20 protein-coding genes and 2 pseudogenes are annotated in these 25568 nt (G+C 29.5%); 21 read left to right on the top strand and 1 reads right to left on the bottom strand.

Annotation, left to right across the window (positions count from 1 at the left end; all coding sequences use genetic code 11):
- Positions 1-261: 261 nt before the first annotated feature.
- The 7 genes and pseudogenes from AXY43_RS00565 (at position 262) to AXY43_RS00595 (ending at position 7224) form a co-directional block, all read left to right on the top strand.
- Positions 262-546 (top strand): GNAT family N-acetyltransferase, encoded by a 285-nt coding sequence (locus tag AXY43_RS00565; RefSeq protein WP_023974648.1) that lies wholly within the window; start codon positions 262-264, stop codon positions 544-546.
- Positions 518-1090, top strand: a complete 573-nt coding sequence (locus AXY43_RS00570; RefSeq protein WP_243099139.1) for a hypothetical protein — start codon at positions 518-520, stop codon at positions 1088-1090. Before AXY43_RS00565 ends, AXY43_RS00570 begins: the two co-directional genes overlap by 29 nt.
- Before the next feature lie 151 nt (positions 1091-1241).
- Positions 1242-1784 carry an NADH peroxidase gene (locus tag AXY43_RS00575; RefSeq protein WP_012058703.1) on the top strand — a complete coding sequence of 181 codons (543 nt, stop codon included), beginning with the start codon at positions 1242-1244 and terminating at the stop codon, positions 1782-1784.
- A gap of 418 nt (positions 1785-2202) precedes the next feature.
- Complete coding sequence (locus AXY43_RS00580) at positions 2203-4656, top strand: EAL domain-containing protein (RefSeq protein WP_077723663.1); 2454 nt, start codon at positions 2203-2205, stop codon at positions 4654-4656.
- Positions 4657-4797: 141 nt separating this feature from the next.
- Positions 4798-5559 carry an EFR1 family ferrodoxin gene (locus AXY43_RS00585; RefSeq protein WP_077830232.1) on the top strand — a complete coding sequence of 254 codons (762 nt, stop codon included), beginning with the start codon at positions 4798-4800 and terminating at the stop codon, positions 5557-5559.
- 2 nt (positions 5560-5561) lie between these two features.
- Positions 5562-5899 (top strand): annotated as a pseudogene (locus tag AXY43_RS00590) (class I SAM-dependent methyltransferase); the annotation flags it as partial.
- 257 nt (positions 5900-6156) lie between these two features.
- Entirely contained in the window at positions 6157-7224 is a 1068-nt protein-coding gene (locus tag AXY43_RS00595; protein WP_105410768.1) for a galactose ABC transporter substrate-binding protein, read from the top strand.
- Positions 7225-7354: 130 nt separating this feature from the next.
- Here AXY43_RS00595 and larA read toward each other — a convergent pair whose 3' ends face one another.
- Positions 7355-8629 (bottom strand): nickel-dependent lactate racemase, encoded by a 1275-nt coding sequence (gene larA / locus AXY43_RS00600; RefSeq protein WP_023974655.1) that lies wholly within the window; start codon positions 8627-8629, stop codon positions 7355-7357.
- A gap of 296 nt (positions 8630-8925) precedes the next feature.
- On the opposite strand from larA, the gene AXY43_RS00605 reads away from it, so the two are divergent.
- From AXY43_RS00605 to AXY43_RS00665, 14 genes and pseudogenes are all read left to right on the top strand, one after another.
- Positions 8926-9534 (top strand): copper homeostasis protein CutC, encoded by a 609-nt coding sequence (locus AXY43_RS00605; RefSeq protein ID WP_023974656.1) that lies wholly within the window; start codon positions 8926-8928, stop codon positions 9532-9534.
- A 296-nt stretch (positions 9535-9830) separates the two neighbouring features.
- Positions 9831-12818, top strand: a complete 2988-nt coding sequence (locus AXY43_RS00610) for a sigma 54-interacting transcriptional regulator (protein ID WP_105410769.1) — start codon at positions 9831-9833, stop codon at positions 12816-12818.
- Between the two features lie 423 nt (positions 12819-13241).
- The gene (locus AXY43_RS00615) at positions 13242-13718 is read left to right on the top strand and encodes a PTS sugar transporter subunit IIA (RefSeq protein ID WP_012058710.1); all 477 of its coding nucleotides are present in this window, start codon (positions 13242-13244) and stop codon (positions 13716-13718) included.
- A gap of 51 nt (positions 13719-13769) precedes the next feature.
- Positions 13770-14054, top strand: a complete 285-nt coding sequence (locus AXY43_RS00620) for a PTS sugar transporter subunit IIB (protein ID WP_012058711.1) — start codon at positions 13770-13772, stop codon at positions 14052-14054.
- A gap of 407 nt (positions 14055-14461) precedes the next feature.
- Positions 14462-15736, top strand: a complete 1275-nt coding sequence (locus AXY43_RS00625) for a PTS galactitol transporter subunit IIC (protein WP_012058712.1) — start codon at positions 14462-14464, stop codon at positions 15734-15736.
- Positions 15737-15950: 214 nt separating this feature from the next.
- Positions 15951-17282, top strand: a complete 1332-nt coding sequence (locus tag AXY43_RS00630; protein ID WP_243099140.1) for a sn-glycerol-1-phosphate dehydrogenase — start codon at positions 15951-15953, stop codon at positions 17280-17282.
- 227 nt (positions 17283-17509) lie between these two features.
- A complete protein-coding gene (locus AXY43_RS27370; RefSeq protein WP_243099141.1) occupies positions 17510-18022 on the top strand; it encodes an HAD-IIA family hydrolase in 513 nt (170 codons plus the stop codon).
- Positions 18019-18324 carry an HAD hydrolase-like protein gene (locus AXY43_RS27375; protein WP_243099142.1) on the top strand — a complete coding sequence of 102 codons (306 nt, stop codon included), beginning with the start codon at positions 18019-18021 and terminating at the stop codon, positions 18322-18324. Before AXY43_RS27370 ends, AXY43_RS27375 begins: the two co-directional genes overlap by 4 nt.
- Before the next feature lie 134 nt (positions 18325-18458).
- Positions 18459-19505, top strand: a complete 1047-nt coding sequence (locus AXY43_RS00640; RefSeq protein WP_023974660.1) for a glycerol-3-phosphate dehydrogenase — start codon at positions 18459-18461, stop codon at positions 19503-19505.
- Between the two features lie 537 nt (positions 19506-20042).
- A complete protein-coding gene (locus tag AXY43_RS00650) occupies positions 20043-21485 on the top strand; it encodes an ATP-binding protein (protein WP_105410770.1) in 1443 nt (480 codons plus the stop codon).
- An 81-nt stretch (positions 21486-21566) separates the two neighbouring features.
- Positions 21567-21695, top strand: a complete 129-nt coding sequence (locus AXY43_RS28350) for a hypothetical protein (protein WP_017211662.1) — start codon at positions 21567-21569, stop codon at positions 21693-21695.
- A gap of 181 nt (positions 21696-21876) precedes the next feature.
- Positions 21877-22928: pseudogene (locus tag AXY43_RS00655) on the top strand (galactose ABC transporter substrate-binding protein).
- A 293-nt stretch (positions 22929-23221) separates the two neighbouring features.
- Positions 23222-23521, top strand: a complete 300-nt coding sequence (locus tag AXY43_RS00660; RefSeq protein WP_012058718.1) for a hypothetical protein — start codon at positions 23222-23224, stop codon at positions 23519-23521.
- Between the two features lie 378 nt (positions 23522-23899).
- On the top strand, positions 23900-25372 hold the full coding sequence (locus AXY43_RS00665) for a protein adenylyltransferase SelO (protein WP_105410771.1): 1473 nt from the start codon (positions 23900-23902) through the stop codon (positions 25370-25372).
- Positions 25373-25568: the final 196 nt, after the last annotated feature.

Raw genomic sequence — 25568 nt, forward strand, 5'->3', positions numbered from 1 at the left:
TTATGAATGCAATTTTGCATACTTTTTCTTTTAGATAAATATATTAATATTATTTTAAATATAGTACGAGAAATAAGGGTTTATCAAAGATGAACCCTTATTTTTTGAGAAAATAGATAGTGAATTAAATTAAAAAAAGCATAAAAATTTGACATTAAAATATTATGTGACTATGATATAATAGTTCTGTGGATATATAAGGAATTAATAAAGGGTTTTTGTAAAATGAATAAAATTATGGAGAGGATGGTGTTATGTATTATGTTTGATATTAAAAAAGGATTGAATAAATTCTATATTGGAGAAACGGAAGAAAATACTTTAGCAGAAGTAATATTAAGTGATACTAGTAAGGATGTAATAAAAATTGAGCATACTTTTGTAGGCGAAAAGTTGAAGGGCAAAGGAGCAGGAAAACTTTTAATAAGGAAAGTTGTAGATTTTGCGATAGAAGAAAATAAGAAGATAATGCCAGTATGTGTTTTTGCAAAAAAGGAATTTGATAAAAATAAAGAGTATGAGAGTGTTTTATATAAAAATGCTTAATGGGTTTAAGGACAAAAGACTTGGAAACCCACCTGGAGTATTAGGAGCGATGTTACTTAAAGAAGGATTCTTTTTAGTATGTGCAGATGATTTAGAAAGCCCAATAAAAAGGTGGGATATAAGAAGATTAAACGCTTTTGTTTGGGCAAGAGAAGTAGAAATAGAGAATAAAAATCAACTTTATAATGTATGGCATGCTCTCAAATTTTTATGTCAAGAACTAGATGAGAAGGCGGCTAGAAGTTTAGGAAACAAGTTATCAAATTTAAACGATACTCAAAAAGAAGATATTGAAGAATGCAGACAAATGATCCTTAATATTATTAGAAAGCCATCAACTTTAAGTAGAATAAAGGCATGGTTATGGAAAAATTATAGTTACTATAGAAAATATAAAGGTATAGAACTTGATATAGTGAAAGAACCAACAGATCTAAGATCAAATACAATTTTGGCTGAAGAACTAATTAAGTTAGAAAACAAACTATATAATGAAGGATATTCTTTGGGATCGACTCCAATTCTTTATAGAGGAAAAAGATAGAAATATGCATATTGTGTATAAAAATGTAGAAATAAAGGTTATGAAAGTGCGAAAGAATAGAAGGAAAAAAGGATATAGATGTTGAAATATATATAATAAGGTAATTAGCCTAATAAATATTTATTGAAATGATAGCGAGGAGAGAGAATTTATGAAAAAATTTGTTTGTACAGTGTGTGGTTATATTCATGAAGGAGAAGCAGCACCAGAAAAATGTCCAGTATGTGGTGTAGGATCAGAAAAGTTCATAGAACAAAGTGGTGACTTAGCTTTTGCTGATGAACATGTAATTGGAGTTGCTAAAGGCGTTGAGAAAGAAGTGATCGATGGATTACAGGCGAACTTTATTGGAGAATGCACAGAAGTTGGAATGTACTTAGCTATGTCAAGACAAGCTGATAGAGAAGGGTATCCAGAAGTTGCAGAAGCATATAAGAGAATCGCATTTGAAGAAGCAGAACATGCTGCTAAATTTGCTGAATTACTTGGAGAAGTAGTAGTGGCAGATACAAAAGCTAATTTACAAGCTAGAGTCGATGCAGAACATGGTGCATGTCAAGGTAAGAAGGATTTAGCAACACTTGCTAAGAAATTAAACTTAGATGCAATACATGATACAGTTCATGAAATGTGTAAGGATGAAGCTAGACATGGAAAAGCTTTCAAAGGACTTTTAGATAGATATTTTGCATAAAGAAAATATCTAAAGTTGTTAACAAAAAATATTTATAAAGGTGGATTAGGTAGAAATACTTAATCCGCCTTTATTTATTCTTTCGTCAAAATCGTGTATGTACAGAAACAATAATTAATATATGTTAAACTAATTTTAAGCTCAGAATAGTATAAAATGTAGTTCATATTATTTAAAAAACTGTAGATTATTAAGTTGTCTAAATTATTTAAAATTAATCAATCAAAAGCTTATATTAAAAAAATATGATATAATTATTTTATATCTTTAGTTGTTATTATTTTACAGTTAAATATAGTATATATCACGATAAAACATGCCTAAAGATATATAGTATGAAGTCATTAAGATAAAAATAAATGTTTTAAAGAGTTAAAATCTAGTATAGATTATTAGTTATGTAAATCTGAGCTTTTTTGTGTCTCATACTGGAGGTGATATTATTAAGACTGCGTTATTTATATTATTATTTTCATGTTGTATTTTTTATTTATTTTTAGGAATATACGGTTATAGAATGGATAAAAAATCAAAAACAAATCAGATATTTATATATATATGTATTTGCTTTGGACTTTGGTCAGGCGGATATGCAATGATGTTAACATCTGATAATATCAATACAGCATTTTTTTGGAGAAATTCTTCGGTTCTAGGGTATTGCTTTTTTAATGGACTTTGGCTATACTTTGCATATTTACTGAATAATGAGGACGATTTTGAGTATATTTCAATAATAAAATTTTTAGCATATGTTCCAACTACACTGTTATTTATTGGAAACATTATAGTAGAACCTTATTCAGCAATGACTAAGGAATATTATGGCTGGATTGATGTGGCTCCAGAGTTGTTTCCACAAATTCTATATATAATATGGGCGATAGTAATAGATTTTGCAGGTGTTATAGTATTGTATTTAAGAGGAAAATATTCTAAGAAGAATAGAGTAAAAAAGCAAAACAAAATTATTTTAATAACTTGTACAGTAAGTATCATTATAGGAATAATTACAGATTTTATTTTGCCTTTACTAGGAGTAACTATTTTTCCATCAGCAGTATTAACGGGAACTATAGCTTTAGGTGGTATTTATTATGCAATAAACAAGCATAGATTGATGTTGACGACTCCGAAGTATATATCAGAATATATTTTTAACACTGTAAATGAGCCGATTTTTATTTTAAATGAGAACTTCATTATTAAAAATTGTAATGATGCATCATTAAGTGTAACTAATTATAAAATTGAAGAAGTAGAAGGAAAAATATTTAGTGAATTACTGGATAATGTTGATTTTGACTTAAGTAGTATAACGAAAAATTCTTGTGCAAAAAATATAGAAGTTAACTTGGAAACGAAATATGGAAATAACATTACATGTGAATTGTCAGGTACAATTATATATGATGAATATAGCGATATATTAGGAATATTAATATTACTACATGATATTTCGGAAAGAAAAAAAATATTAGAAATGGAAAAGAACTGTACTTTAAAATTAGAAGAAGCTAATATGATGCTTAAAAATCAAATTCAAGATAAAATAAGAGCTGAGGAGAAACTTCGTCATTTTGTCTATTATGATCCTCTTACAGAACTTCCTAATAGAAAAATGATGCTAGAAAACCTTAATATGCTTTTAGAAATTAAAAATAATAGTTTCGCAATACTTTTCATAGATTTAGATGGATTTAAAAGTATAAATGATAATTATGGACATCAAGTTGGTGACAAAGTTCTCAAAAATGTTGCGGACACATTAAAAGGTATAATAAGTAATGTTGATATAATAAGCAGAATTGGTGGAGATGAATTTGTAATTATAACAACTGATATAAAATCTACTACTTATGTTAAGGAAATTGCTGAAAGAATTCAAAAAGCATTGAAAATTCCTTTTATTTATAATGAGGAAGATTTATGTGTTGGAGCCAGTATTGGCATAAGTATATTTCCTGAACATGGTAAAGATGCAGATACATTGATTAGAAAAGCAGATGTAGCCATGTATGAAGTTAAGAAAAAAGGTGGGTATGATTATGCCTTGTATTCATCGAAAATAAATGATGAATTTCTTAATAAAATGAATATCAAAGAGAAATTAAATAAAGCCATGGAAAATAATGAATTTGTAATTTACTATCAACCAATTATAAGTTTAAGATCAATGAAAGTGCTATATTCAGAAGCTCTAATTAGATGGAAACAAGCTGATAAAATTATTTCTCCTATAGAGTTTATTCCAATTGCAAAAAGTGTGGGTGAAATAATATCAATTGATAATTGGGTATTAGAAAATGCCTGTAAGCAATGTGAAATATGGCATGAGCTCGGAGGAAGTGAATTTAGTATTTCAGTTAATGTTTCTTATTCGCAATTAAAGCAATCTGAGTTCATACCAATGGTTGAAAATATATTAAATCATTATTCGTTTCCGGCAAGATGTTTAAATATGGAGATTACTGAAGATGAGGCTATGGAGGATTCTGGTACAATCATAGGAATACTAGAAAAGTTAAGAAAAATAGGAGTTAGAGTATCTTTAGATGACTTTGGTACAGGCTACTCATCCCTTAGCTATGTCAATAGATTACCTATTGATATGATAAAAATTGACAAGTCACTTGTATGGAACTTGGAAAAGGATTATAAAAGTGTAATGATTGTTAGATCAATAATAACTTTAGGGCATAGTCTGAATCTTAAGATTATTGCAGAAGGAATTGAAACTCAAGAACAATTTAGGATTCTAAATGAACTTAACTGTGATTATATTCAAGGTTACTTAATAGGAAAACCAATGGAAGCATTGGAGTTTGAGCATAGATTTATTAAAAAGGAAACTGAAACTATGAAATCATAAAAATTAGAAGTATTTTACTAAAAGATAATATAGATATAAGAGCTATCCGCATGCTAAAAATGGATAGCTTCTTAATTTGTATAAGATGTATATTTGAGTTGTAAAATTCAAGTTATAGAATATTTATTAAGGAGATTTTAAATGGAGACAACTATTTATTATTTTACTGGTACAGGAAATTCACTGAAGATAGCTAAAGATTTATGTGAAAATATCACCAATTGTCGATTGATACGCATATGCAAACGTAATATGAATATAAATGAAGTGACTTCTGAAAGAATAGGATTTGTTTTTCCTGTTTACTATAGAGGGCTTCCTAAAATGGTTGCAAATTTTATAAAAAACTTAGATGTTAATTTAGGCAAATACTTTTTTGCAGTAGCTAATTTTGGGAGTTATGCTGCATTAACCTTTGAGCAAATTGATATCCTGTTAAGAAGTAAAGGAAAATCACTTTCTGCAAATTTTAGTGTTGAGATGCCTGGAAATATGTGGTTTATGTATTATCCTCATCCTAAAGAAGATTTCATTAATCGAATGAATAATCAATCAAGGATAACAATTAATATTGCAAGAATGATTAATAATAATTATGAAAATAATATCCCTGTCATAAAAAACAGATATAAAGAAGAAAAGATGTATGAAGATTTTAACCCAAATAACATTGATGAAAATTTCTGGGTTAGCGAGAAATGTATAGGCTGCGGAATTTGTTCTAATGTATGTCCAGCTGAAAATATAGAAATTATAGAAGCAAAACCTTCATGGGAACATCGATGTGAGCAATGTCTGGCGTGCATCCACTTATGTCCGCAGACAGCAATTGAGTTTAAGAAAGATTCAATAAATAAAGAAAGATATAAAAATATATTTGTTAAAACCAAGGATCTCTTTTAAAATCTAGTTTATGGATAGATAAGTATATTTTTTCAGATGGATATGTTCTATCTGTTTCAGAATTGATCTGCTCAATTTCAGATAAACATTTCAATGTAAGTGATGTAGAAAATCTTAGATTTCATTATGAAAAAAACTAGAACATTGGGCAAGTAATTTTGAAAATGCTTTGCCTGAAATAAGAAAGACTAAGGATGAAACATTTATAAGAATGTGGAGATTATATTTAAATGCCTGTGCAGCATCTTTTAATAGTGGAAATGTTCATATACACCAATTTCTATTTGGCAAAGGAGTAAATAATAATTTACATTGGACTAGAGAGTATATGTATAAATAATATTATCTAAAAGTTTTGGCCATATTTTATTAATGAATTCTTTTGTTAGCATCATTCATTATAGGATATGGCTATATATATATTGAAATTCACAATGCACATTTCACAAGTCACAATTACGGCTAAAATTTTTGCAATATTTTTAGAATCCTTTTATTTCTAAATGACTAATTTTGAATAAATTTTATATTTATATGCAACCTAATCAAGAGTAGATATATAATTTTGAGTATTTATATCTAATGGGAGGCATTATAATGAAAATATTAAATAAAAGAATTGCGATAATATTGCTAACTTTAACTATTTTTTTATTGATATCTATAACTCAAGTTAAAACAATAGCAAGTTTGGATCTTAACACTAGTAGAGTGTCTAATATAGCAGTAATATTTTTCGTAACTGATGATCCATTTACTATGAAAGTTATTGAAAGCTTAAAAAATATAGAAAATGAGAATCAAAATAGAGTGAAATTTACTTTTTTAAATCCGAAGAACAATATAGCAATACAAGATGAAATATTAGATGCTGCTTTACAAACAAAATATGATTTATTTATATTATATTTACCAGACAGAAGAGAAAATGTTGTAGAAGGTGCCATTAACAAGATTAAGCAAAAGAATAAGCCTTTAATACTAATGAATATTATACCTGAAGTAGCATCAAGAGCTTCTAAATTATATGAGAAAGTTGTTTTTGTAACTCCTGATTCGAAAAAAGCTGGCATTGCTCAAGGTAAAATCATTGCTGATTTTTGGAATAAAAATAAAAGTAGTTTAGATGTAAATGGTGATAATATATTACAGTATGTTTTGTTGCAAGGTCCATCTGATGACCCACAGCCCATTGATAGAAGTAAATATGCAATATCAACACTTAATGATTCTGGAATAAAGACACAAGAACTTGCCAGAGTAAATGCTAATTGGTCTAAGGATCTAGCTAAAAGTTCCATTGATAATTTGTTCCTTAAATATAATGGGAGAATTGAAGCAATAATTTCAAACAATGATGCTATGGCAATAGGAGCTATTGAGGCATTGCAAAAATATGGTTATAACAAGGATAATAAGTCAAAAAATATAGCCGTTGTTGGAATTGATGGCTTACAAGAAGCAAAAGATTTAATTGATAAAGGAATCATGACTGGAACTGTTATTCAAGATCCAATGATTGAAGCTGAAGTTTTATATAAAGTTGGAATGAATTTAATTAAAAATTTAAGCCCAACAGAAAATACCGATTACAAAGTTGTTGACGGAGAAATCATAATACCATTTCCATATGATACATATATACGTAACATTAGTGAATCATAAATAGTAAAACTTTTTTTATGATATTTATATCTGAGATTGTTAGCAAAAATGCTTCGAAGTAATATTTTAAAAGCTGGTACTTTTGTTTAAAAAATACCAGCTTTTTAATATTGTTATAAGTTATTGATTATTATTTGACAACCACACCTACACCATTTGGAATAACTACAACATCAGCATCTTTACCTTTTATGTCATATGCAATGTTTAATGCTTCGTCAAAAGTATAAGCATGTTTCATATGCATGCTCTTAATCATATTCGGATCACACATATCTGTAACAACGATTACAGTGTAATTACATAGAATTCGTGTTAAAATTTGAATCTCCCATTGATCAGGAATTGTTTCATTTCTAGGAACTTTTAATATTTGTTCAAGAAGTTCTTCAGGAGATTTTGAATTTGCTATAGTTTCATAAAAAGATTGACCACCATGTCCATCGTTACAAGCGGCTATCATAATAATTACTCCATCTTTCCTGCATGTAGCTTCTGCAGCTGTCATACCCTTTACAGCTTGGTATATATTTTGATCTAGTGGATATCCACCATTGCTTGAAATTGCAATGTCAGCTTGTATACTTTTTACACTGGAAAGTTCCATAACAAATTTGCAACCTTCTTCGTGAGCAAGTTTACTATCACCAGCAAAAGCATTTATAATATTCTTATCTTCATCTATAACTACATTTAGTATAAATGCAAGATTTGCTTTTTCAGCAGCATAGAGCATATCTTTGTGTATAGGATTATCTTTTATAATTCCAGTCCTTGCATGATTGCTGTTAATAAATTCAGAACAGTGATTTGCCATTATGGTTTTTGCTGAAGCTATTCCAGGTAATATGCTTTTTCTTCCACCAGAAAATCCAGCAAAAAAATGTGGTTCTATAAAACCTTCTGCTATTAGGAGCTCGGTTTCCATCGCTAATTTGTTTAGGAATAACTCACCACCAGAAGGTAATGTTCCCACATTTATTAAACTATTTTCATCTGTTGAAATATGGTTTATAATCTCCTCGTTATCAACGATGGTTTGTCCGAATTTATTTATCATTTCTTCTCTAGTTGTTGGTCTATGAAAGCCTGTGGCTATAAGAATTTTTATGTTTATATTGGGATTAACGTTTCTTATTCTTTGTAATAAAATTGGCATGGTAATTTTACTAGGAACAGGTCGTGTATGATCACTAGTTATAATAACCATATTATTTTTACCAATTACTAATTCCTCTAAAGATTTACTACCTATGCAATTATCAAGAGCCTTATTCACTATATCATTTTGTGAAATATCAGCTTTATAGGTATTTGCCTTGGAAACTAAAATGCCCTTTAGATTTTTATCATCAATGTTTATTTTTAAAGATTTTGTTGAGTATGGAATCTCGATCGAAGCCATAAAATAACCTCCCTAAATAAAAATAATTGTATTTACACTCAAATTATAACATACATTTCTATAATTGGTAAGGCCAATTTAAATGTTTTCATAAGTTAGATAAAAATTTATTATAAATATTTTTTTAGGAATTTATATATGTATTTATTTGAGTGACCGAGAAATGTTAAAATATAGACAAGTTCTACGTATAGACTAGTAGAATAAAAAATTAATTTATTAGTTAATTATGGTTATACATAGGGATTAATTTATAAGTTTATAAAAAACTCGAGTAAGAAAATAGGAGGCAAGTTATGAAAATATTTGAAGCATGTGTGGGGAATTATAATGAGGCGATTTTAGCTGCCGAAAGAGGAGCTAATAGACTAGAACTTTGTGATAATTTGATGGAGGGAGGAACAACTCCAAGTTACGGAACAATAAGAAAAATTGTTGAGGATATAGATATACCAGTTATGGTTATTATAAGGCCACGCGGTGGAAATTTCACTTACACAAAAGAAGAACTAGAAATAATGAAATACGATGTGAAGATGTGCAAAGAACTTGGAGTTCAAGGTGTGGTAATTGGTTCTGTAAAAGATTCTAAGGTAGATAAAGAAATAATAGAGGAGTTAGTTAATTTGGCAAAGCCTATGACAATAACTTTTCATATGGCATTTGACGAAGTTGAGGATAAAAAGATAGCCGTAGATGAAATAATTAAATTAGGAATAGATAGAATACTTACTAAGGGCGGATGTGAAAACGCTATGGCTGGAAAAGAGTGTTTAAAAGATTTAGTTAAATATGCAGACGGTAGAATTTCAATAATGCCAGGAAAAGGCGTTAATAAGGAAAATAGAGATTTTCTCTTGGAATATACAGGTGCAGTTGAAATACATGGTACTAGAGTAGTTTAGTATTATAAATAACTATACAAAAAGCAGAGCTTTTTTAACAATACTGCATTTAAGTCGGAATATTTTTGTAAATTTAATGTATTATGGCAAAATAAGTGAACCTAAATATATGGAAAAAGTAGTAAAATGATTTATAATATAATTGTTACTAACGATTATTCATAGAGTTTTAAATAATATATATGTTGCAATGCACAATTCACAATTATGGCTAAAATTCTTGAAATATTTTTAGAATTATGATGAAGAATTATTTTTGTAACATATATAATTACACTAATACTGGGGGGAGAATTTTGCTGGAAAATAAAATACTAGATTTAATTGAAAATGAGGATAAAAGAAAGCCATTAACCGACAGTGATATTGCTAAATTAGTAAATACGACTAGAGAATATATAACTCAATTTAGAACAGAAAAAAATATAAATAATTCTCGCCAAAGAAAAGAAGCAATTCTATATAGTGATATAAAGGAAATAATTATTGAAGATAAAGATATTTCAGATAGGCAGTTATGCAAAAGACTATCTATTCTTGGATATGATATTTCTAGATATTCAGTATCGCAGATTAAAAAAAGTATAATTTCAGAAGTTTTTCCGCAGAATGCTGCTGAAAAATCAAATTTAAATAAAAATCAACCGAAAAATTTTATAACAGTTAAATCAGTAGTTGATAAAGATGGGACTGAAATTAATAATAGCTCCAATATAGATAATTCAAATAAGGGCGATAAAAGTAACACTAATTATTTAAGAAATATTATAGGATATCACGGCTCGTTAAAAAATGCAATTAGTCAAGCAGAAGCAGCAGTGTTATATCCACCTCATGGGCTCCATACTCTTTTGCTTGGAGCTTCTGGTGTTGGAAAAAGTTTTTTTGCAGAGGCTATGTATAATTTTGCTATTAGTTCTTCGCATTTTGATAAGAATGCACCATTTGTACTTTTTAACTGTGCTGATTATGTAGATAATCCACAATTACTTCTTTCTCAATTGTTTGGTTACAGTAAAGGTGCTTTTACTGGCGCCATCACGGATAAAGTTGGACTAGTGGAGAAAGCAAACAATGGGATACTATTCTTAGATGAAGTCCATAGATTACCAAGCGAAGGTCAGGAAATATTGTTTTATCTGTTGGATAAAGGAAAGTATAGAAGGCTTGGTGAAACTGAAAATAGTAGGACAGCAAATGTAATGATAATTGCAGCAACAACAGAAGATCCAAAATCATCTTTGCTGCTAACATTCAGAAGAAGAATTCCAATGATAATTGAACTTCCGTCTATTAACAACAGGCCCGTTAATGAAAAATATGTTTTGATTAAAAGTTTTTTTTCACAAGAATCAGCTAGAGTCGGAAAGGAAATTACCATACGATATGAAGTCATCAGATCGTTACTATTATATAATTGTCCAGGGAACATAGGACAGCTGCGAAGTGATATACAAGTTGCATGTGCAAGAGGTTTTTGTAATTCCTTAAGTAATAATTCAAATGAAGTTGCTATTGATATAAAAGATTTGCCTAAGCATGTTCCTCTAGAAATATTAAGTGTTAAGGATAGAGAACTAGTGTCGGAAGATATTTTTAATGAAGATTTGGTTGTTAATCCTAATGATGTTGTGACACAGAAATCCAAAGATGATAGATATATGTTACCCGATGGAATATATAGTAATATAGAGGAAAAGTATTATAAACTTGAAAAGCAGGGGTTAAGTAAAGATGAAATTAATAAAATATTGTGGAGCAAGGTGGAATTCAATTTAAGTAAGTTTGCAAAAAATATAGAATCAAATATGTTTTTTCCAAAGGAAGAACTAAAAAATATAATAGATGAAAAAATATTAAATGTGGTTGAAAAAGTAACTGATATTGCAAAACAATATATGGAAAATATCCAGGAAAATTTTTATTATTGTGTAGCAATGCATTTGAATTCAACTTATGAACGACTAAAACAGGGAAGAATAGTAAGGAATCCTGAATCAGATTATATAAAGAAGGAATATTACAATGAATACAGAATTGCAAAAATATTAACTAAAGAAATAAATAATAGCTTAGATATTGAACTTCCAGAAGACGAAATAGGCTTTATTGCCGTGTACCTAAAAACGTTTTCCGAGGTGGATAAAAATGTAAGTAGAGTGGCTGTTATTGTATTAAGCCATGGACATGTTGCTTGTGGTATGGTCGATGTAGCAAATAAACTATTAGGTACAAATCTTGCAGTTGGAATTGAAATGTCACTAGATGAAAATCCTCAAACTTTACTTGAAAGAGCTATAGAGGTGGTTAAAAGAGTTAATGAAGGTAAAGGATGCTTGATATTGGTTGATATGGGATCACTGGTTACATTTGGGGAAATAATAACAAAAGAAACAGGAATTCCAACTCGAGTTATTGGTAGGGTAGATACTGTAATGGTATTAGAAGCAGTTAGAAGATCATTAATGGAGAATAGTAACTTATACGAAATTTCTAAAGCTCTTGATGGAGACAAGGCTTACGTTGGGAAAGTTAAAGGGGCGAATAAATATACTAAAACTATAATTACAATATGTATAACAGGTGAAGGGACCGCGTTAAAAATAAAAAAGTATCTTAAAGATGTAGTACTAGGAAATACAAATAAGAACTTAAGAATTATATCAGTTGGAATTATAAATAAAGATAATGCTCAAAATGAAATAATTAAAATTAGTAGAGATCATGATATAGCTGCAATAGTCGGAACTATAGATCCTGAATTAGAAAGTATTCCATTTATATCTTTTCAGGATATTTTAAAAGAATCAGGTAAATTAAGATTAAAAGAATTCCTTGGAATAAATAAGAAGCAGTTTAATCCTTTAATAAATGTAATTGATGAGGAATTAATAAAAGTTAATAATGATAGTTTTACCAAAAGTGATTTAATAGATGAGATGTGTAGTCTTCTTATATCAAAAGGAAGAGTTAGTGAGAATTTTACAATGAGTGTGTATAAGCGAGAAATGCTTGGAGGAACCTTGTTTGAAGGAACATTTGGAATACCTCATGGCCTATCAGAATTCGTTGAAAAATCATCTATAGCTATTTTCAAACTTAATAATCCTATTTTATGGGATTATAATTGTATGGTAGACGTTGTGATTATGTTAGCACTTAAAGAAAATGATGGAAAAGTGGTTAGACAATTATTTGATACCTTATCAAAGACAGAAGTAGCTAATAAATTAAGAAAATCAAATTCTCCGAAAGAGATTTCAGACATATTATTAAAAATCTAATAACTATTTTAAGTTACAAGGTAAAAAGTGAAAATTTTATCTTGTAACTTTATATTTTTAAATATATATTACCTTTTCAGCATAGTTTTGGCACGGCGATTGCTTTAGAAATATTGTGAAGATGTAATCAAATATAAAAAAGTATAAAAAAACAACATCAAGTGAAGAAGAAGTATGACTACTAGAAATATTAAAGAAATTTTATACAAAAAAGGAGGTAGTTTAATGACTTGAAGCATTTAGAAACTCTTGAGAAGAAATTTAGCGTTAAATAACCTTGAAGCTAAATTTAAAGTTGGGTTTTAAAATATATATTATTACCTTTTCAACATAGTTTTGGCATGATAATTGCTTTGTAAATATTATGAAGATGTAATCATGGATGAAAACGTATAAAATACTTACAAAAAAGGAGGAAGTTAAATGACTAGAAGTATTAAAGAATTTTTAAGAAGAGATTTAGTAGTAAATAATCTTGAAGCTAGATCAGCAGAGGATGTCTTTAAGAAGATGTCTCCAATATTATTAGAAGCAGGATTTGTAGAAGATTCCTTTTTTAATGGGTTAGTAAATAGAGAAAGTAAATTTCCTACAGGTTTATTACTTGGAAAATACAATGTTGCAATACCCCATACAGATGCCATACATGTTAAGAAACCAGCAATAGCCATTGCAACACTAAAAAATCCAGTGAAATTTAATAGCATGGATGGAAATGGAAGTGTAGATGTTAATATAGTATTTACTATGGCTTTAAATGAACCTCATAGTCAGATAGTAATGTTACAGCAATTAATGTTTTTGATCCAGAATGAAAGCATTCTCGAAAATATGCTTCAAGCAAAAAATAGCGACGAGGTGTATGATATCGTTTCAAGCTTTAATTGTAATTGCGAATAAGTAATGAGCAATTATTTAAATTATATGATTTTATTTTAAGGAGGCAAAAAAATGGACAAACAAAAATTAATATTAGTAGCTTGTGGTACAGGAATTGCAACTTCAACAGTTGTATGTAAAAAGGTGGAAGACTTGATTAAAACTAATGGGATTAATGCGAGAATTATACAATGCAAGATTTCAGAGGTGGCAGGTTATGAAGATCAAGCAGATCTTTTAGTAACAACTACAATTTCATCACGAAATTATAAATTCCCTGTAATTAATGCTATGAACTATCTAACTAACATTAATCCAGGAAAAGTCGACCAAGGAATTATAGATGCTTTGAAATAAAAAAAGATAGGCCACTTTAAAGGTGGACCTATATAAAAAATTTAATTGGACTACTAATTATTATAGCACATAAAATTATGTATTTGAAGCTCAGGACAACACATCTTAATTAATAGTATTTTTTATTCTCTAGTAAATTATATCAATGGACAATCTGTGGATAACCTATAAGAAAGGTTAATTCAGAAGGTTGACTTTTAAAAGAGAATAAAAAAGAAAATATATTCGCCTGCCAGATTTTTCTCACATGCGTTCGAAAAGGCAGATGCGTAAAAAAATCTCCGGCTCCACAGTCGCCTGCGATTTTGTTCTTCAAAAACTAAATCGTATATATAAATTTATAATATGAACACTTAATTGAAAATTTATAAAAGTAAATAAAATTTGATAATATAGGGGGAAAGAAAATGTTATTAAATGTAGTGCAATACATTTTGAACTTAGGACCAACTGTTATGCTGCCATTAACAATTACTATCATTGGTATTATATTTGGACAAGGATTTAAAAAAGCATTTAGATCAGGTATTACAATTGGTATCGGCTTTGTTGGTATAAATTTGGTTGTTGGATTGCTTACAACAAATCTTGGTGGCGCAGCACAACAAATGGTTACTAGATATGGATTACAGCTAAGCATAATAGATGTAGGCTGGCCAGCAGCAGCTGCAATAAGCTGGGCATCTCCTATAGCAGCAATAATGATTCCAATAGCTATGCTAGTAAATTTAGTAATGTTAGCTACAAAGACAACAAATGTAGTTGATATTGATATATGGAATTATTGGCACTTTACTGCAGCTGGTGCAAGTGTATACGTATTAACTAATGGTAACTGGTTACTTGCTATTTTGGCTGGTATTTTATACGAAGTTGCTGTTATTAAAATTGCAGATAAAACAGCTCCAATGGTTCAAGAATTCTTTGGACTTGAGGGAGTATCATTGCCAACCGGTTCAACTGCAGCTTGTGGTCTTATAGGAATTCCTATTGTTAGTGTAGTAAAAAGAATTCCAGGCATAAAAAATTTAAAAGCAGACCCAGAAACTATTCAAAAAAGATTCGGCGTTTTTGGAGAACCTATGATGATGGGACTTATTCTTGGTATTGTACTTGGAATTCTTGCTGGCTATGGTGTAGATAAAATCTTGCAGATAGGTATTTCAATGGCTGGTGTCATGTTCTTAATGCCTAGAATGGTTAGAATACTTATGGAAGGTTTAATTCCTGTTTCAGAATCAGTTAGAGAATTCTTGCAAAAGAAAAATTTTGGGAAAGATAGAAATCTTACAATTGGTTTGGATGCAGCAGTAGCTGTTGGACATCCAGCAGTTATTGCAACAGCACTTGTATTAGTTCCTATTACATTATTCTTAGCAGTAATATTACCTGGAAATCAAGTTCTACCTTTTGGAGATTTAGCTACAATATGTTTTTATGTTGCCTTTATAGTTGGTGCAGCAAAAGGTAATATAGTTCACTCAGTTATATCAGGTACAATTGTTATGGCATTAGGATTACTAATGGCAACAAATATTTCGGGATTCCATACTCAAATGGCTCAAATGGCTCAATTTACAATGCCGGCAGGAACATCAACTATTTCAAGTTTAGATATGGGAGGAAATTTCTTAAACTGGATAGTAATTAAGATATTCCAATTATTCACAGGAAGTCTATAAAGTGAAACTTAGCTTCAGAGGGAGTTTTAACCTTCACTGAAGGTTAGTTGAAGTTATCTAGGGTCGTGCCACTGTTATCTCTCACTTTAATAGAAGATGGGAGTGTTACAGTGGCTAGACATCAAATAAGATTAAATAACCTAATTTGTTAAAGAGTGCTTATTAGTACTCTTTAATGCCATTGGATATTTACAAGGAAAGGATGATGGTTATAGTGGAAGTAACAAATTTAAAAGTAGAAGAACTTATTGGAATGGATTTTAAGTGTGAATGTGGAAAAAGGCACAGTGTAGAAATTAATTCTGTAAAAATAGGAAGCAATATAATAGAACGGCTTCCAGAATTCCTAAAAGAGTTTAGGAATAAAAAAATATTAATTATACAGGATGTCCACACATATGATATAGCAGGAAAAAGAGTTGAAGAAACATTAAATAATGATTTTTTATTAAAGAAATATGTGTTTCCACAGGAACACTTATTGCCTGATGTATATGCTCTTGGAAGAGTTTTAATAGAAATAGAAGATGATACAGAACTTATACTTGGTGTAGGCTCAGGCGTTATAAATGATATCTGCAGGTATGTTGCTTACAGAGCACATGTACCTTATGCCATAGTATGTACTGCACCATCCATGGATGGATATGCATCTGTAGTATCGCCTTTAATTACAGATGGATTCAAAGAATCTCATAAAGCAGCCTATGCTTATGGAATATACGCGGATATTGACATTATGAAGAATGCTCCAATGTATTTACTTTGTTCAGGACTTGGGGACGTATTAGGTAAATATACTGCTCTTGCAGACTGGTCAATTACAAACCTCTTAACAGGGGAGTATTATTGTAAGACTATTGCAGATATGGTTCAATCTACAGTAAATAAGTGTGTTGCTGCTGCACCAAGGATTCCAGAAAGGAATGATGAAGTAGTAAAAAATATAACAGATGCGCTAGTATTGTCGGGAATAACTATAGGAATGTCAGGTTCTTCAAGACCTGCATCAGGTTCGGAGCATCATATTGCTCATGGCTGGGAAATAATGTTTCATACAAGAAATAGTGAAGAAAAATGGGTACATGGAAACTTTGTTGGAGTAGGTACAGTTGTAATGGCTATGTTATTTGAAGCATTAAAGGATATAGATATAGAAAGTGTTATGGCTAAGAAAAGCTTCAGATACTACGATATGAATAAATGGAGACAAAATATTGAAAGCGTATTTGGTAAAGTGGCAGTTAATGTAATTAATTATAAAAAGGATGCAATTGAATTGGATCCTGATAAGAGACAAGAAAATGCAGAAAAGATAGCAGCAAACTGGAAAGAAATTCTTGATATTGGACATACTATAGTTCCAAGTTCTGAGAAAGTAAAGAAGATACTACAGGACGGTGGATGTGTATGGCATCCTGAAGAGCTTGGAATAGATAAGAATTTATTTATTAAGACTTTTATTGCTGCAAAGGACATAAGAACAAGATATGGCGTTGTGCATTTAATTGATGATCTTGGATTGACAGAAAAATTGCTAATTTAATTGCCGATAAATTATATAAGGCACAATCAAAAAAATAACAAATTCATCTGCCAAGCCTATTTTCCATCATGCTTCTTCAGCAGATTGCCTAATAGACTTGCTATGAGACAAATCTACTTCCTTGCCTGATGAAAAATAATCATGGCATTTTGGACTTGTTATTTTCTTTCATGTTCCTAAATCCAACAACATATAAGATAATTATGTGTTTTAATATGGAGGTAAAAATGAATGAGTTAAAAGATATTAAATGTTTTTTATTAGATATGGACGGGACTTTCTATCTTGGAAATACAATTATTGATGGAGCTCTAGACTTTCTAGACATTTTAAAAAGTCAACAAAAGAAATTTATATTCTTAACAAATAACTCTTCGAAAAATAAATCGACTTATAAGCAAAAACTTTCAGCACTTGGCTGTTATGTTGATGAAGAACAGATTTACACATCTGGTGAAGCAACCATATGGTATATGAAGAAAAACTGCATAGGTAACAAGATATATCTCATGGGTACAGAACCGCTTATGGCAGAATTTGGAAAAGCTGGCTTTATACTAGTTAAGGACAAAAATGACAAACCGGATTATGTAGTTCTTGGGTTTGACACTACACTAACTTATGAAAAAATATGGACAGCTTGTGATTATATAAGAGATGGAGTACCATTTATAGCTACTCATCCAGATTTCAATTGCCCAATTGAAAATAGCAAATATATGCCGATACTGGCTCTATGATAAGAATGTTTGAATCATCCACAGGTATTTCTCCTGTGGTTATAGGGAAGCCATATGGATATATAGTAGAAGCTATTATTGAAAAGTATGGGCTTAAAAAAGAAGAAGTGGCAATTGTAGGAGATAGACTTTACACTGACATTAAAACTGGAGTGAATGCAGGAATAACTAGCATTCTTGTATTAAGTGGTGAGACATCAGAAGCTATGTATAGAGAATCTGACATAACTGCAGATTATGTATTTTCATCAATTAAATATATTGGTGAAGAGCTGATGCAGTTTTATGAAAGCTTTATTTAAGACCTTGATGATTAGAAGAATTTTATCTAGTCATTGTATGTAAAAAAGCATTGAAAATTCATGGAAAGTAATTGTATTCTATGAGTTTTGAAAAATTAAAAAGAAGTTAATATTCAAAATTAGGAGGCAATATTATGAGCATTATAACAATTATTGGAGCAGGTCAAATGGCATCTGCACTAACTTTTCCAGCAACAGAAAATAATAATAAGATAAGACTTGTGGGTACACCGTTAGATAGAGAAATCATAAATACAGCAAAGGCTACAGGTTTTCATTCGACATTAAAACGTCAATTACCTGAAACAGGAATTGAATACTATCAAATTGAAGATGTAAATGAAGCAATAGATGGAGCAGAGCTTATTATTTGCGGAGTCAGCAGCTTTGGTGTCGACTGGTTTGCAGACAATATATTACCTATTATACCTGAAGAGATTCCTATTCTTTCAATAACAAAAGGAATGATTACCGAAGAGGATGGCAAAATGATAAATTATCCTCAATACTTTTTAAGTAAACTTCCTTCTAATAAAAAACTATCTATTAGCGCCGTTGGCGGCCCATGTACTAGTTATGAACTTGCAGATAAAGATAATTCTGAAGTTGTATTTTGCGGAGATGACATAAATTTACTTAGAAAGTTTAAGAGTTTATTTGAAACATCATACTACCATATTAGCTTATCTACAGATATTGTAGGTGTTGAATGTGCAGTAGCTCTAAAGAATGCTTATGCTTTAGGCGTATCGCTAGCTATTGGGTTAGCCATTGGAGCTGATGGTTCCGGAAAAGAGCATTATAATTCTCAGGCTGCACTTTTTGGACAAAGCATAAAGGAAGCCAAACGTATTCTTGAAATAGTCGGTGGAGGAGAAGAAAACATTATATATTTTGGTGGCGACTTATATGTAACTGTATTTGGTGGACGTACTCGTAGAATAGGAACCTTATTAGGCCAAGGATTTTCATTTGAGGAAGCTATGGAACAATTAAAAGGAGTTACATTAGAATCAGTAGTTATTGCTACCCGTGCTGCAAAATACGTGCGTTGTCTAGCAGAAAGAGGAGTAGTTAAACTTAGTGATTTTCCAATGATAACTCATATTGATGAAATTATAAATTCAGATGGCAAGGTTAATATTCCATGGAAAGCATTCGAGTCTGAAAAAATATTATAATTTATCATTAACTAGCTGAAAATTTGGAATGTAAAGTTTAATAACTTTAATTAAAATTTTAAAGTTAAATTACCATGATTAGAAAATGAGTATGTAGTAAATATTATTGATATCATATTTTGAGTACAGTATTAGATTTAAATTTAGTGCTGTACTTTTTATAAGCTTCTTCAACAATATATGATATAATCTTTAAAGGATAAGTTGACCATTTTCCTATTTTTATAAAATTGTTATTCCAGTTAAAGAGAGTTAGTGTTATAATTACATAAGAAAATTGTGTAAAAAAGTGAATTAATATACATGTATGTATATTAATTTCTTTTTGTTTACTATATTTCATAGTAACTCATAAAATTTTATTTCGTTAAAATCAAAATTCCATTTAATTTAAGATAAGTTTCTATGTTAATAACACTAATACATATTTGATATTATTAATACATAAAGTTTTTTTAATTAGTAAAGTAGTTAGGAATCTTATTTTAATGAGTATATATTGAGTTACTGATTTTCTTTTTCAGGGGGTAGCAATATATGTTTCAACGCGAATGCGATCAAGAAGCAAGTTATATTATAGAATCAAAAAAGAAATGTCTTGGGTTAGGGTTGGACTCAAATAATCCTAAAATGCCTAAGAATATTATGTCTGAATTGGAATTAGGACAAAAAAGAGATGCCTATGACGAAATTCTAGAAGTTGTCAAATTTTTTAGTAATAAGATGATAAAATTATTAGAAGGCACGCCTGTATTGATAACAATTACAGATGAAGATGGATATTTGCTAGATGTTCTTGGAGATAAATCTATTAGGGAAACAATGTCTAAATTTGGAGTTAAGCCGGGTATACAATTTCGAGAAGAGGAAATGGGTACAAATGTAGTTAGTTTAACACTTAAGCAAAACCATCCAATACAACTAATAGGAAGCAATCACTATCATAAATGCTTTCAAGACAGTGCATGTTATGGAGTTCCATTTCATTATTCAGATGATGGTAATTTATTAGGAAGTATATGTATTATGACTGCGATTATACTTCATAATCCATTTTTTTTAATGACATTAACTACTGTAGTTGATGCAATAGAGCGTGAACTATTGCTAAGAAAGCAAAATCTAAAGATAACCGAACAAAAAGAATTATTATATGAATCAGAAAAGAGACAAAGAGAGTTTCTTGAAAAAGATTTAGCAATGAAGGATGAATTTATAACTTTAATCACACATGAATTTAAAACGCCAATAAATGTTATTTATTCAGCTATACAATTGATTGAACATGTGTATATTAGTGAAATTCCTGAATCAGTGAATAAACTTATTGGAAGCATAAAACGCAATACATTTAGACAATTGAGACTTGTGAATAATTTGTTAGATATTACAAAATTAAAATCGGATCAGTTTAAATTAAATTTGAAATATTTGGATATTGTGTTTTTAACAAGATTAATTACAGAATCAATAAAAGTTTATGCGGATCAAAAGAGAATTAACCTTTATTTTAAAACTAATGTTAATAATAAAAATATTTCAATAGATGATGAAAAATACGAACGTATAATCTTAAATTTATTATCAAACGCTATAAAATTTACACCTGAAGGAGGCTCAATAACTGTTGAGCTTAAAGAAAATAGCAATGATAAAACAGTAGATATATCTGTAACTGACACTGGGGTTGGCATACCAAAAGAGAAACATAAGGTAATATTCCATAGATTTGGACAAGTTGAAAATAATCTTTCGAGGTTAGCAGAAGGTAGTGGTATTGGATTAGCTCTTGTAAAGATGTTAGTAATTATATTAGAAGGAGAAATAGAAGTTGAGAGTGAAGTCGGATGTGGAAGTAAGTTTACTATAACTTTACCTATTAAAGAGGAGATAGTTAATGAAGAAAGTAAAATATCACAAAGATATGATAACAGGTTAATAAATGCCATTAATGTTGAATTTTCTGATATATATTTCTAATAATATTTAGATAGTATTTCATTTTTGATCATGAATATAAAAATTAGAAAAGGTATAAACTAAAAAATGAGGTGAGAAAAAATGACAAACTATAAATTTATTACAAATAATAATGAAAATGATTCGTCAAATACCACAAATACATCTATGCCAGCAAAAAATAGGAAAAGACATAAACCTGTAAGAGGAATTCCTAGAACTGAAATGTAATAAATGGCAACTATAAGTTTGTAGAATGAAAAAAGTGCGGTACTAAAAATATGTTTTGGTACTGCACTTTTTAAGTTTATATAATTATAACCTAATTACTTTAAATTAAGAATATTTTTTATATTAAAACACATGATAAATTTAAATACTATAACTCGGCGAAAAAAATGGAGGATCTATAATGAGCATCTTAAAAAAAATAATAACATTTATAATTTTAGTTTTATTAATAATTACATCATTAGATACTTCAACAAAAAATGTATGTGCTATCCCCAATTTAAGTAAAAACACTCCTATTAAAATAGCAGTATTTTCGGATAACTCTAGCGCTATGTATATTTCTCTTCTTAAAGAAAATTTAGAACGTATTGAAAAAGAAAATGAAGACAAAGTCAAGTTTACGTTTTTTGATGCTAAAGACAATCAGGCTAAACAAAATGAAAGCATAGAGAAAGCTCTTTCGCAAGACTTTGATCTTTTTATTATAAGTATAATCTCTCCCAATTTAAAAGATGTAGAAAGTACTTTGCGCAAAATAATGGAAAAAGATATTCCTATAATTTTGAATCCTGATCCAGTACAAGAAATAATAAACTTTGTTAAACCATATAAACGTTTTGTTGTTGTCGGTGCTGATTTTGAACAATCAGGTACTATGGAAGGGAGTATTCTTGTTAATGAATGGAGATCCAATAAGCAGATAATAGATAAAAATCACGATGATGCATTGCAGTATATTATGCTAAAAGGTAGAATCGGAAGCCCTCTAACATCGTTAAGGACAAAATACTCAATTTTAGCGCTTAATGATGCTGGAATAAAAACAGAGGAACTTGCGTCTCCATCATGTGAATGGATGGAAGATTGTGCCAAAGTGCTGTGGAGTCATTATTTCTTAAATATGGTGACAAAATTGAAGCAATAGTTTCAAATAATGATGCGATGGCAATAGGAGCGGTTGAAGCTTTGCAGAAATATGGATACAACAAAGGCGGTAAATCTAAAACAATTCCAGTTGTAGGTATTGACGGCATGCCAACTGCTAAAGATTTGATAAAAAAAGGTTTTATGTCGGGAACTGTTGTTGTAGAACCTAGCGATCTTGCTGAAGCTCTTTATTCTATCGGTATGAATTTGGCTTATGGTAAATCACCCCTTGAAAACACTAAATATAAATTTGATGAAACTGGATTTAGAGTTCATTTAAAGTATAATGAATTCATAAAGTAGTTGAAGTAATGAGAGTTTAATTAGCATTAAAATAATTAATAATGCGAAGTGCTGTGTGAAATCTAAACAATTCAAGATTTTTGCATTTTAAATGGAATTAATATTATTTAAATTTAGAATTGGTAAAATATTTTTATAAAAGAATTGCTTATAGAATTAGCTGCCTTGGTATATTGTGATTTAAATTTAGGAAATTAAATTAAATTTTTATTTTAATAGAAGAATTTAATGAATAATTATCATATTCTAATATATAATAAACAATCTAGATAAGAAAAAGGGGTGCAGCTAAATTGACAAAAATATATGATGTTGTATTAAATGCTCCATTTGGTAGTCAGCAGGGCAGAATTACTTTTGTAATAAATGGTGAATCTTTAACAGGAGCAATTGATGGAATGGGATTTAAAAGCAAATTCAATAACGGAAGAATTCATGGAAACAATTTTGAATTTTCTGGAGAAATAAAAATTCTATTGGCCAAGTTAAAATATTCTGCTAAAGGTATTTTAAATGGTAATCTATTGTCAGCATCTGTTGATACAAAATATGGAACATTCTCTGTAACAGGAAGTCTTATATCTCAATCTTAATGTCAATTTAAACAAGATAAATATAAGAGATAATAAAAATATTTGAAATGCAAAATGATGAAAAATACGTTTAGATAATATAAATCTTTGTTAGACAGTAAATTTATTAAATTAGATTTACTGTCTATATTAATTATTAGGATAATTAGTAGAAGTTGAACTTATATTGAATAAATAGTATTCGGCAATTATTTGAAAAGTGAAAAGTATTATTGCTGTGATTATTTACAAGAGTATAATAATTGGACATAAGCAGATAATAAAAAGGGCTGTAATTATGTAAATATGATAGAAATTAAGAAAAATACTTTTGGTTATATATCGTTTTTAATTATAAAATAAAAGAAATAAAATACAAAAGAAGAAAGGAGAAATATAATGCAAGATATAAAAATAAAATCAGAAACTGGATGGAAATTAGATAATACTTATGCTGATTTGCCAAAAACACTTTTTAGTAAGCAAAATCCAACACCTGTAAAGGCGCCTAAATTAGTTATTCTTAATCAGCCGCTTGCAGAATCATTAGGGCTGAAGGCAGAAATACTTTATGATAGTGACAATGTAGCAATATTTGCTGGAAATAAAATAGAAGAAGGCAGTTTACCTATTGCACAAGCTTATGCAGGACATCAATTTGGCTATTTTAATATGTTGGGTGATGGTAGAGCTATATTACTTGGTGAACAAATTACGCCAAGCGGTGAAAAATTTGACATTCAGCTAAAGGGATCAGGCAGGACACCATACTCTAGAGGTGGTGATGGAAGAGCAGCGCTTGGACCAATGTTGCGTGAATATATTATTAGTGAAGCAATGCAAGGTCTTGGAATTCCAACAACTCGGAGTCTAGCAGTAGTGACAACTGGAGAACCTGTAATTAGAGAAAACGTGCTCTCAGGTGCTATTCTAACTCGGGTAGCTTCAAGCCATATTAGAGTCGCTACCTTTCAGTATGCTGCAAAGTGGGGAACTATAGAGGAACTCAAAGCTCTAGCTGAGTATACTATTAAACGTCATTTTTCTGATATTGATAACTTAGAGAATCCTTATATTTTTTTACTCCAAGAAGTTATTAAACGGCAAGCTTCATTGATATCAAAATGGCAATTAGTCGGTTTTATTCATGGAGTTATGAATACTGACAACATGGCTATTAGTGGAGAAACTATAGATTATGGACCTTGTGCTTTTATGGATACATATGATCCGGAAACAGTATTTAGTTCTATTGATAGAGAAGGAAGATATTCATATGGAAATCAACCACCTATAGCTGAATGGAATTTAGCTAGATTTGCTGAAACCTTATTGCCATTAATCCATAATAATTATGAAAAATCAGTAGAAATTGCAAAAAATGAACTTTCAAAGTTTGCAGATTTATATCATGATAATTGGATTAGAGGAATGAGATCAAAACTTGGAATATTCAATAAAGAATCTCAAGATGAAGCACTTATTGAAAATTTGCTAAGTATTATGTATAAATATAAAGCAGATTATACTAATACATTTAGTTCTTTAACTTTAGATAGATGTTCTGATATGGAGTTATTTAAGACTAAAGAATTTGAGCAATGGCATGAATTATGGAAGGCAAGATTAGATAGACAGCAGGAATCTAAAGAGTCTTCTAATATGCTAATGAAAAATTCAAATCCTTACGTAATACCGCGTAATTATAGAGTTGAGGAAGCATTGGCGGCTGCTGAAGAAGGCGATTATACTGTTATGAATAAACTATTAAATGTACTATCTAATCCTTACGCATATTCGGATAATCAATCTGAATATGAAAAATTGCCTCCAAAATCTTGTGGCTCGTATCGAACTTATTGTGGAACCTAATTTTAAATAATAATATTAATAAATTTTTAATAAAATAAAAAATACCTAAAAAAGGGCGAGACATAATATAGCCCTTTTTTCATTTTGTGAAATATACATAAATCATTGGGCTTATGTATTTAAGATAATAAAAATATTAGAATTATTATGTAAAACTAAAACTAATTTTAATAAAAAATCATATAAAAAATTTAAA

The organism is Clostridium sp. MF28 (assembly GCF_002969175.1).
In the GTDB taxonomy this organism is placed as follows: domain Bacteria; phylum Bacillota; class Clostridia; order Clostridiales; family Clostridiaceae; genus Clostridium; species Clostridium beijerinckii.

What these genes read in the sequence shown, in the direction of transcription:
- AXY43_RS00665 (WP_105410771.1), top strand. Translation starts at nt 23,900, where the DNA reads ATGCAAGATATAAAAATAAAATCAGAAACTGGATGGAAATTAGATAAT.
- AXY43_RS28350 (WP_017211662.1), top strand. Translation starts at nt 21,567, where the DNA reads ATGACAAACTATAAATTTATTACAAATAATAATGAAAATGATTCGTCA.
- AXY43_RS00605 (WP_023974656.1), top strand. Translation starts at nt 8,926, where the DNA reads ATGAAAATATTTGAAGCATGTGTGGGGAATTATAATGAGGCGATTTTA.
- AXY43_RS00615 (WP_012058710.1), top strand. Translation starts at nt 13,242, where the DNA reads ATGACTAGAAGTATTAAAGAATTTTTAAGAAGAGATTTAGTAGTAAAT.
- AXY43_RS00570 (WP_243099139.1), top strand. Translation starts at nt 518, where the DNA reads ATGAGAGTGTTTTATATAAAAATGCTTAATGGGTTTAAGGACAAAAGA.
- AXY43_RS00565 (WP_023974648.1), top strand. Translation starts at nt 262, where the DNA reads ATGTTTGATATTAAAAAAGGATTGAATAAATTCTATATTGGAGAAACG.
- larA (WP_023974655.1), bottom strand. Translation starts at nt 8,629, where the DNA reads ATGGCTTCGATCGAGATTCCATACTCAACAAAATCTTTAAAAATAAAC.
- AXY43_RS27370 (WP_243099141.1), top strand. Translation starts at nt 17,510, where the DNA reads ATGAATGAGTTAAAAGATATTAAATGTTTTTTATTAGATATGGACGGG.
- AXY43_RS00625 (WP_012058712.1), top strand. Translation starts at nt 14,462, where the DNA reads ATGTTATTAAATGTAGTGCAATACATTTTGAACTTAGGACCAACTGTT.
- AXY43_RS27375 (WP_243099142.1), top strand. Translation starts at nt 18,019, where the DNA reads ATGATAAGAATGTTTGAATCATCCACAGGTATTTCTCCTGTGGTTATA.
- AXY43_RS00620 (WP_012058711.1), top strand. Translation starts at nt 13,770, where the DNA reads ATGGACAAACAAAAATTAATATTAGTAGCTTGTGGTACAGGAATTGCA.
- AXY43_RS00595 (WP_105410768.1), top strand. Translation starts at nt 6,157, where the DNA reads ATGAAAATATTAAATAAAAGAATTGCGATAATATTGCTAACTTTAACT.
- AXY43_RS00640 (WP_023974660.1), top strand. Translation starts at nt 18,459, where the DNA reads ATGAGCATTATAACAATTATTGGAGCAGGTCAAATGGCATCTGCACTA.
- AXY43_RS00585 (WP_077830232.1), top strand. Translation starts at nt 4,798, where the DNA reads ATGGAGACAACTATTTATTATTTTACTGGTACAGGAAATTCACTGAAG.
- AXY43_RS00650 (WP_105410770.1), top strand. Translation starts at nt 20,043, where the DNA reads ATGTTTCAACGCGAATGCGATCAAGAAGCAAGTTATATTATAGAATCA.
- AXY43_RS00575 (WP_012058703.1), top strand. Translation starts at nt 1,242, where the DNA reads ATGAAAAAATTTGTTTGTACAGTGTGTGGTTATATTCATGAAGGAGAA.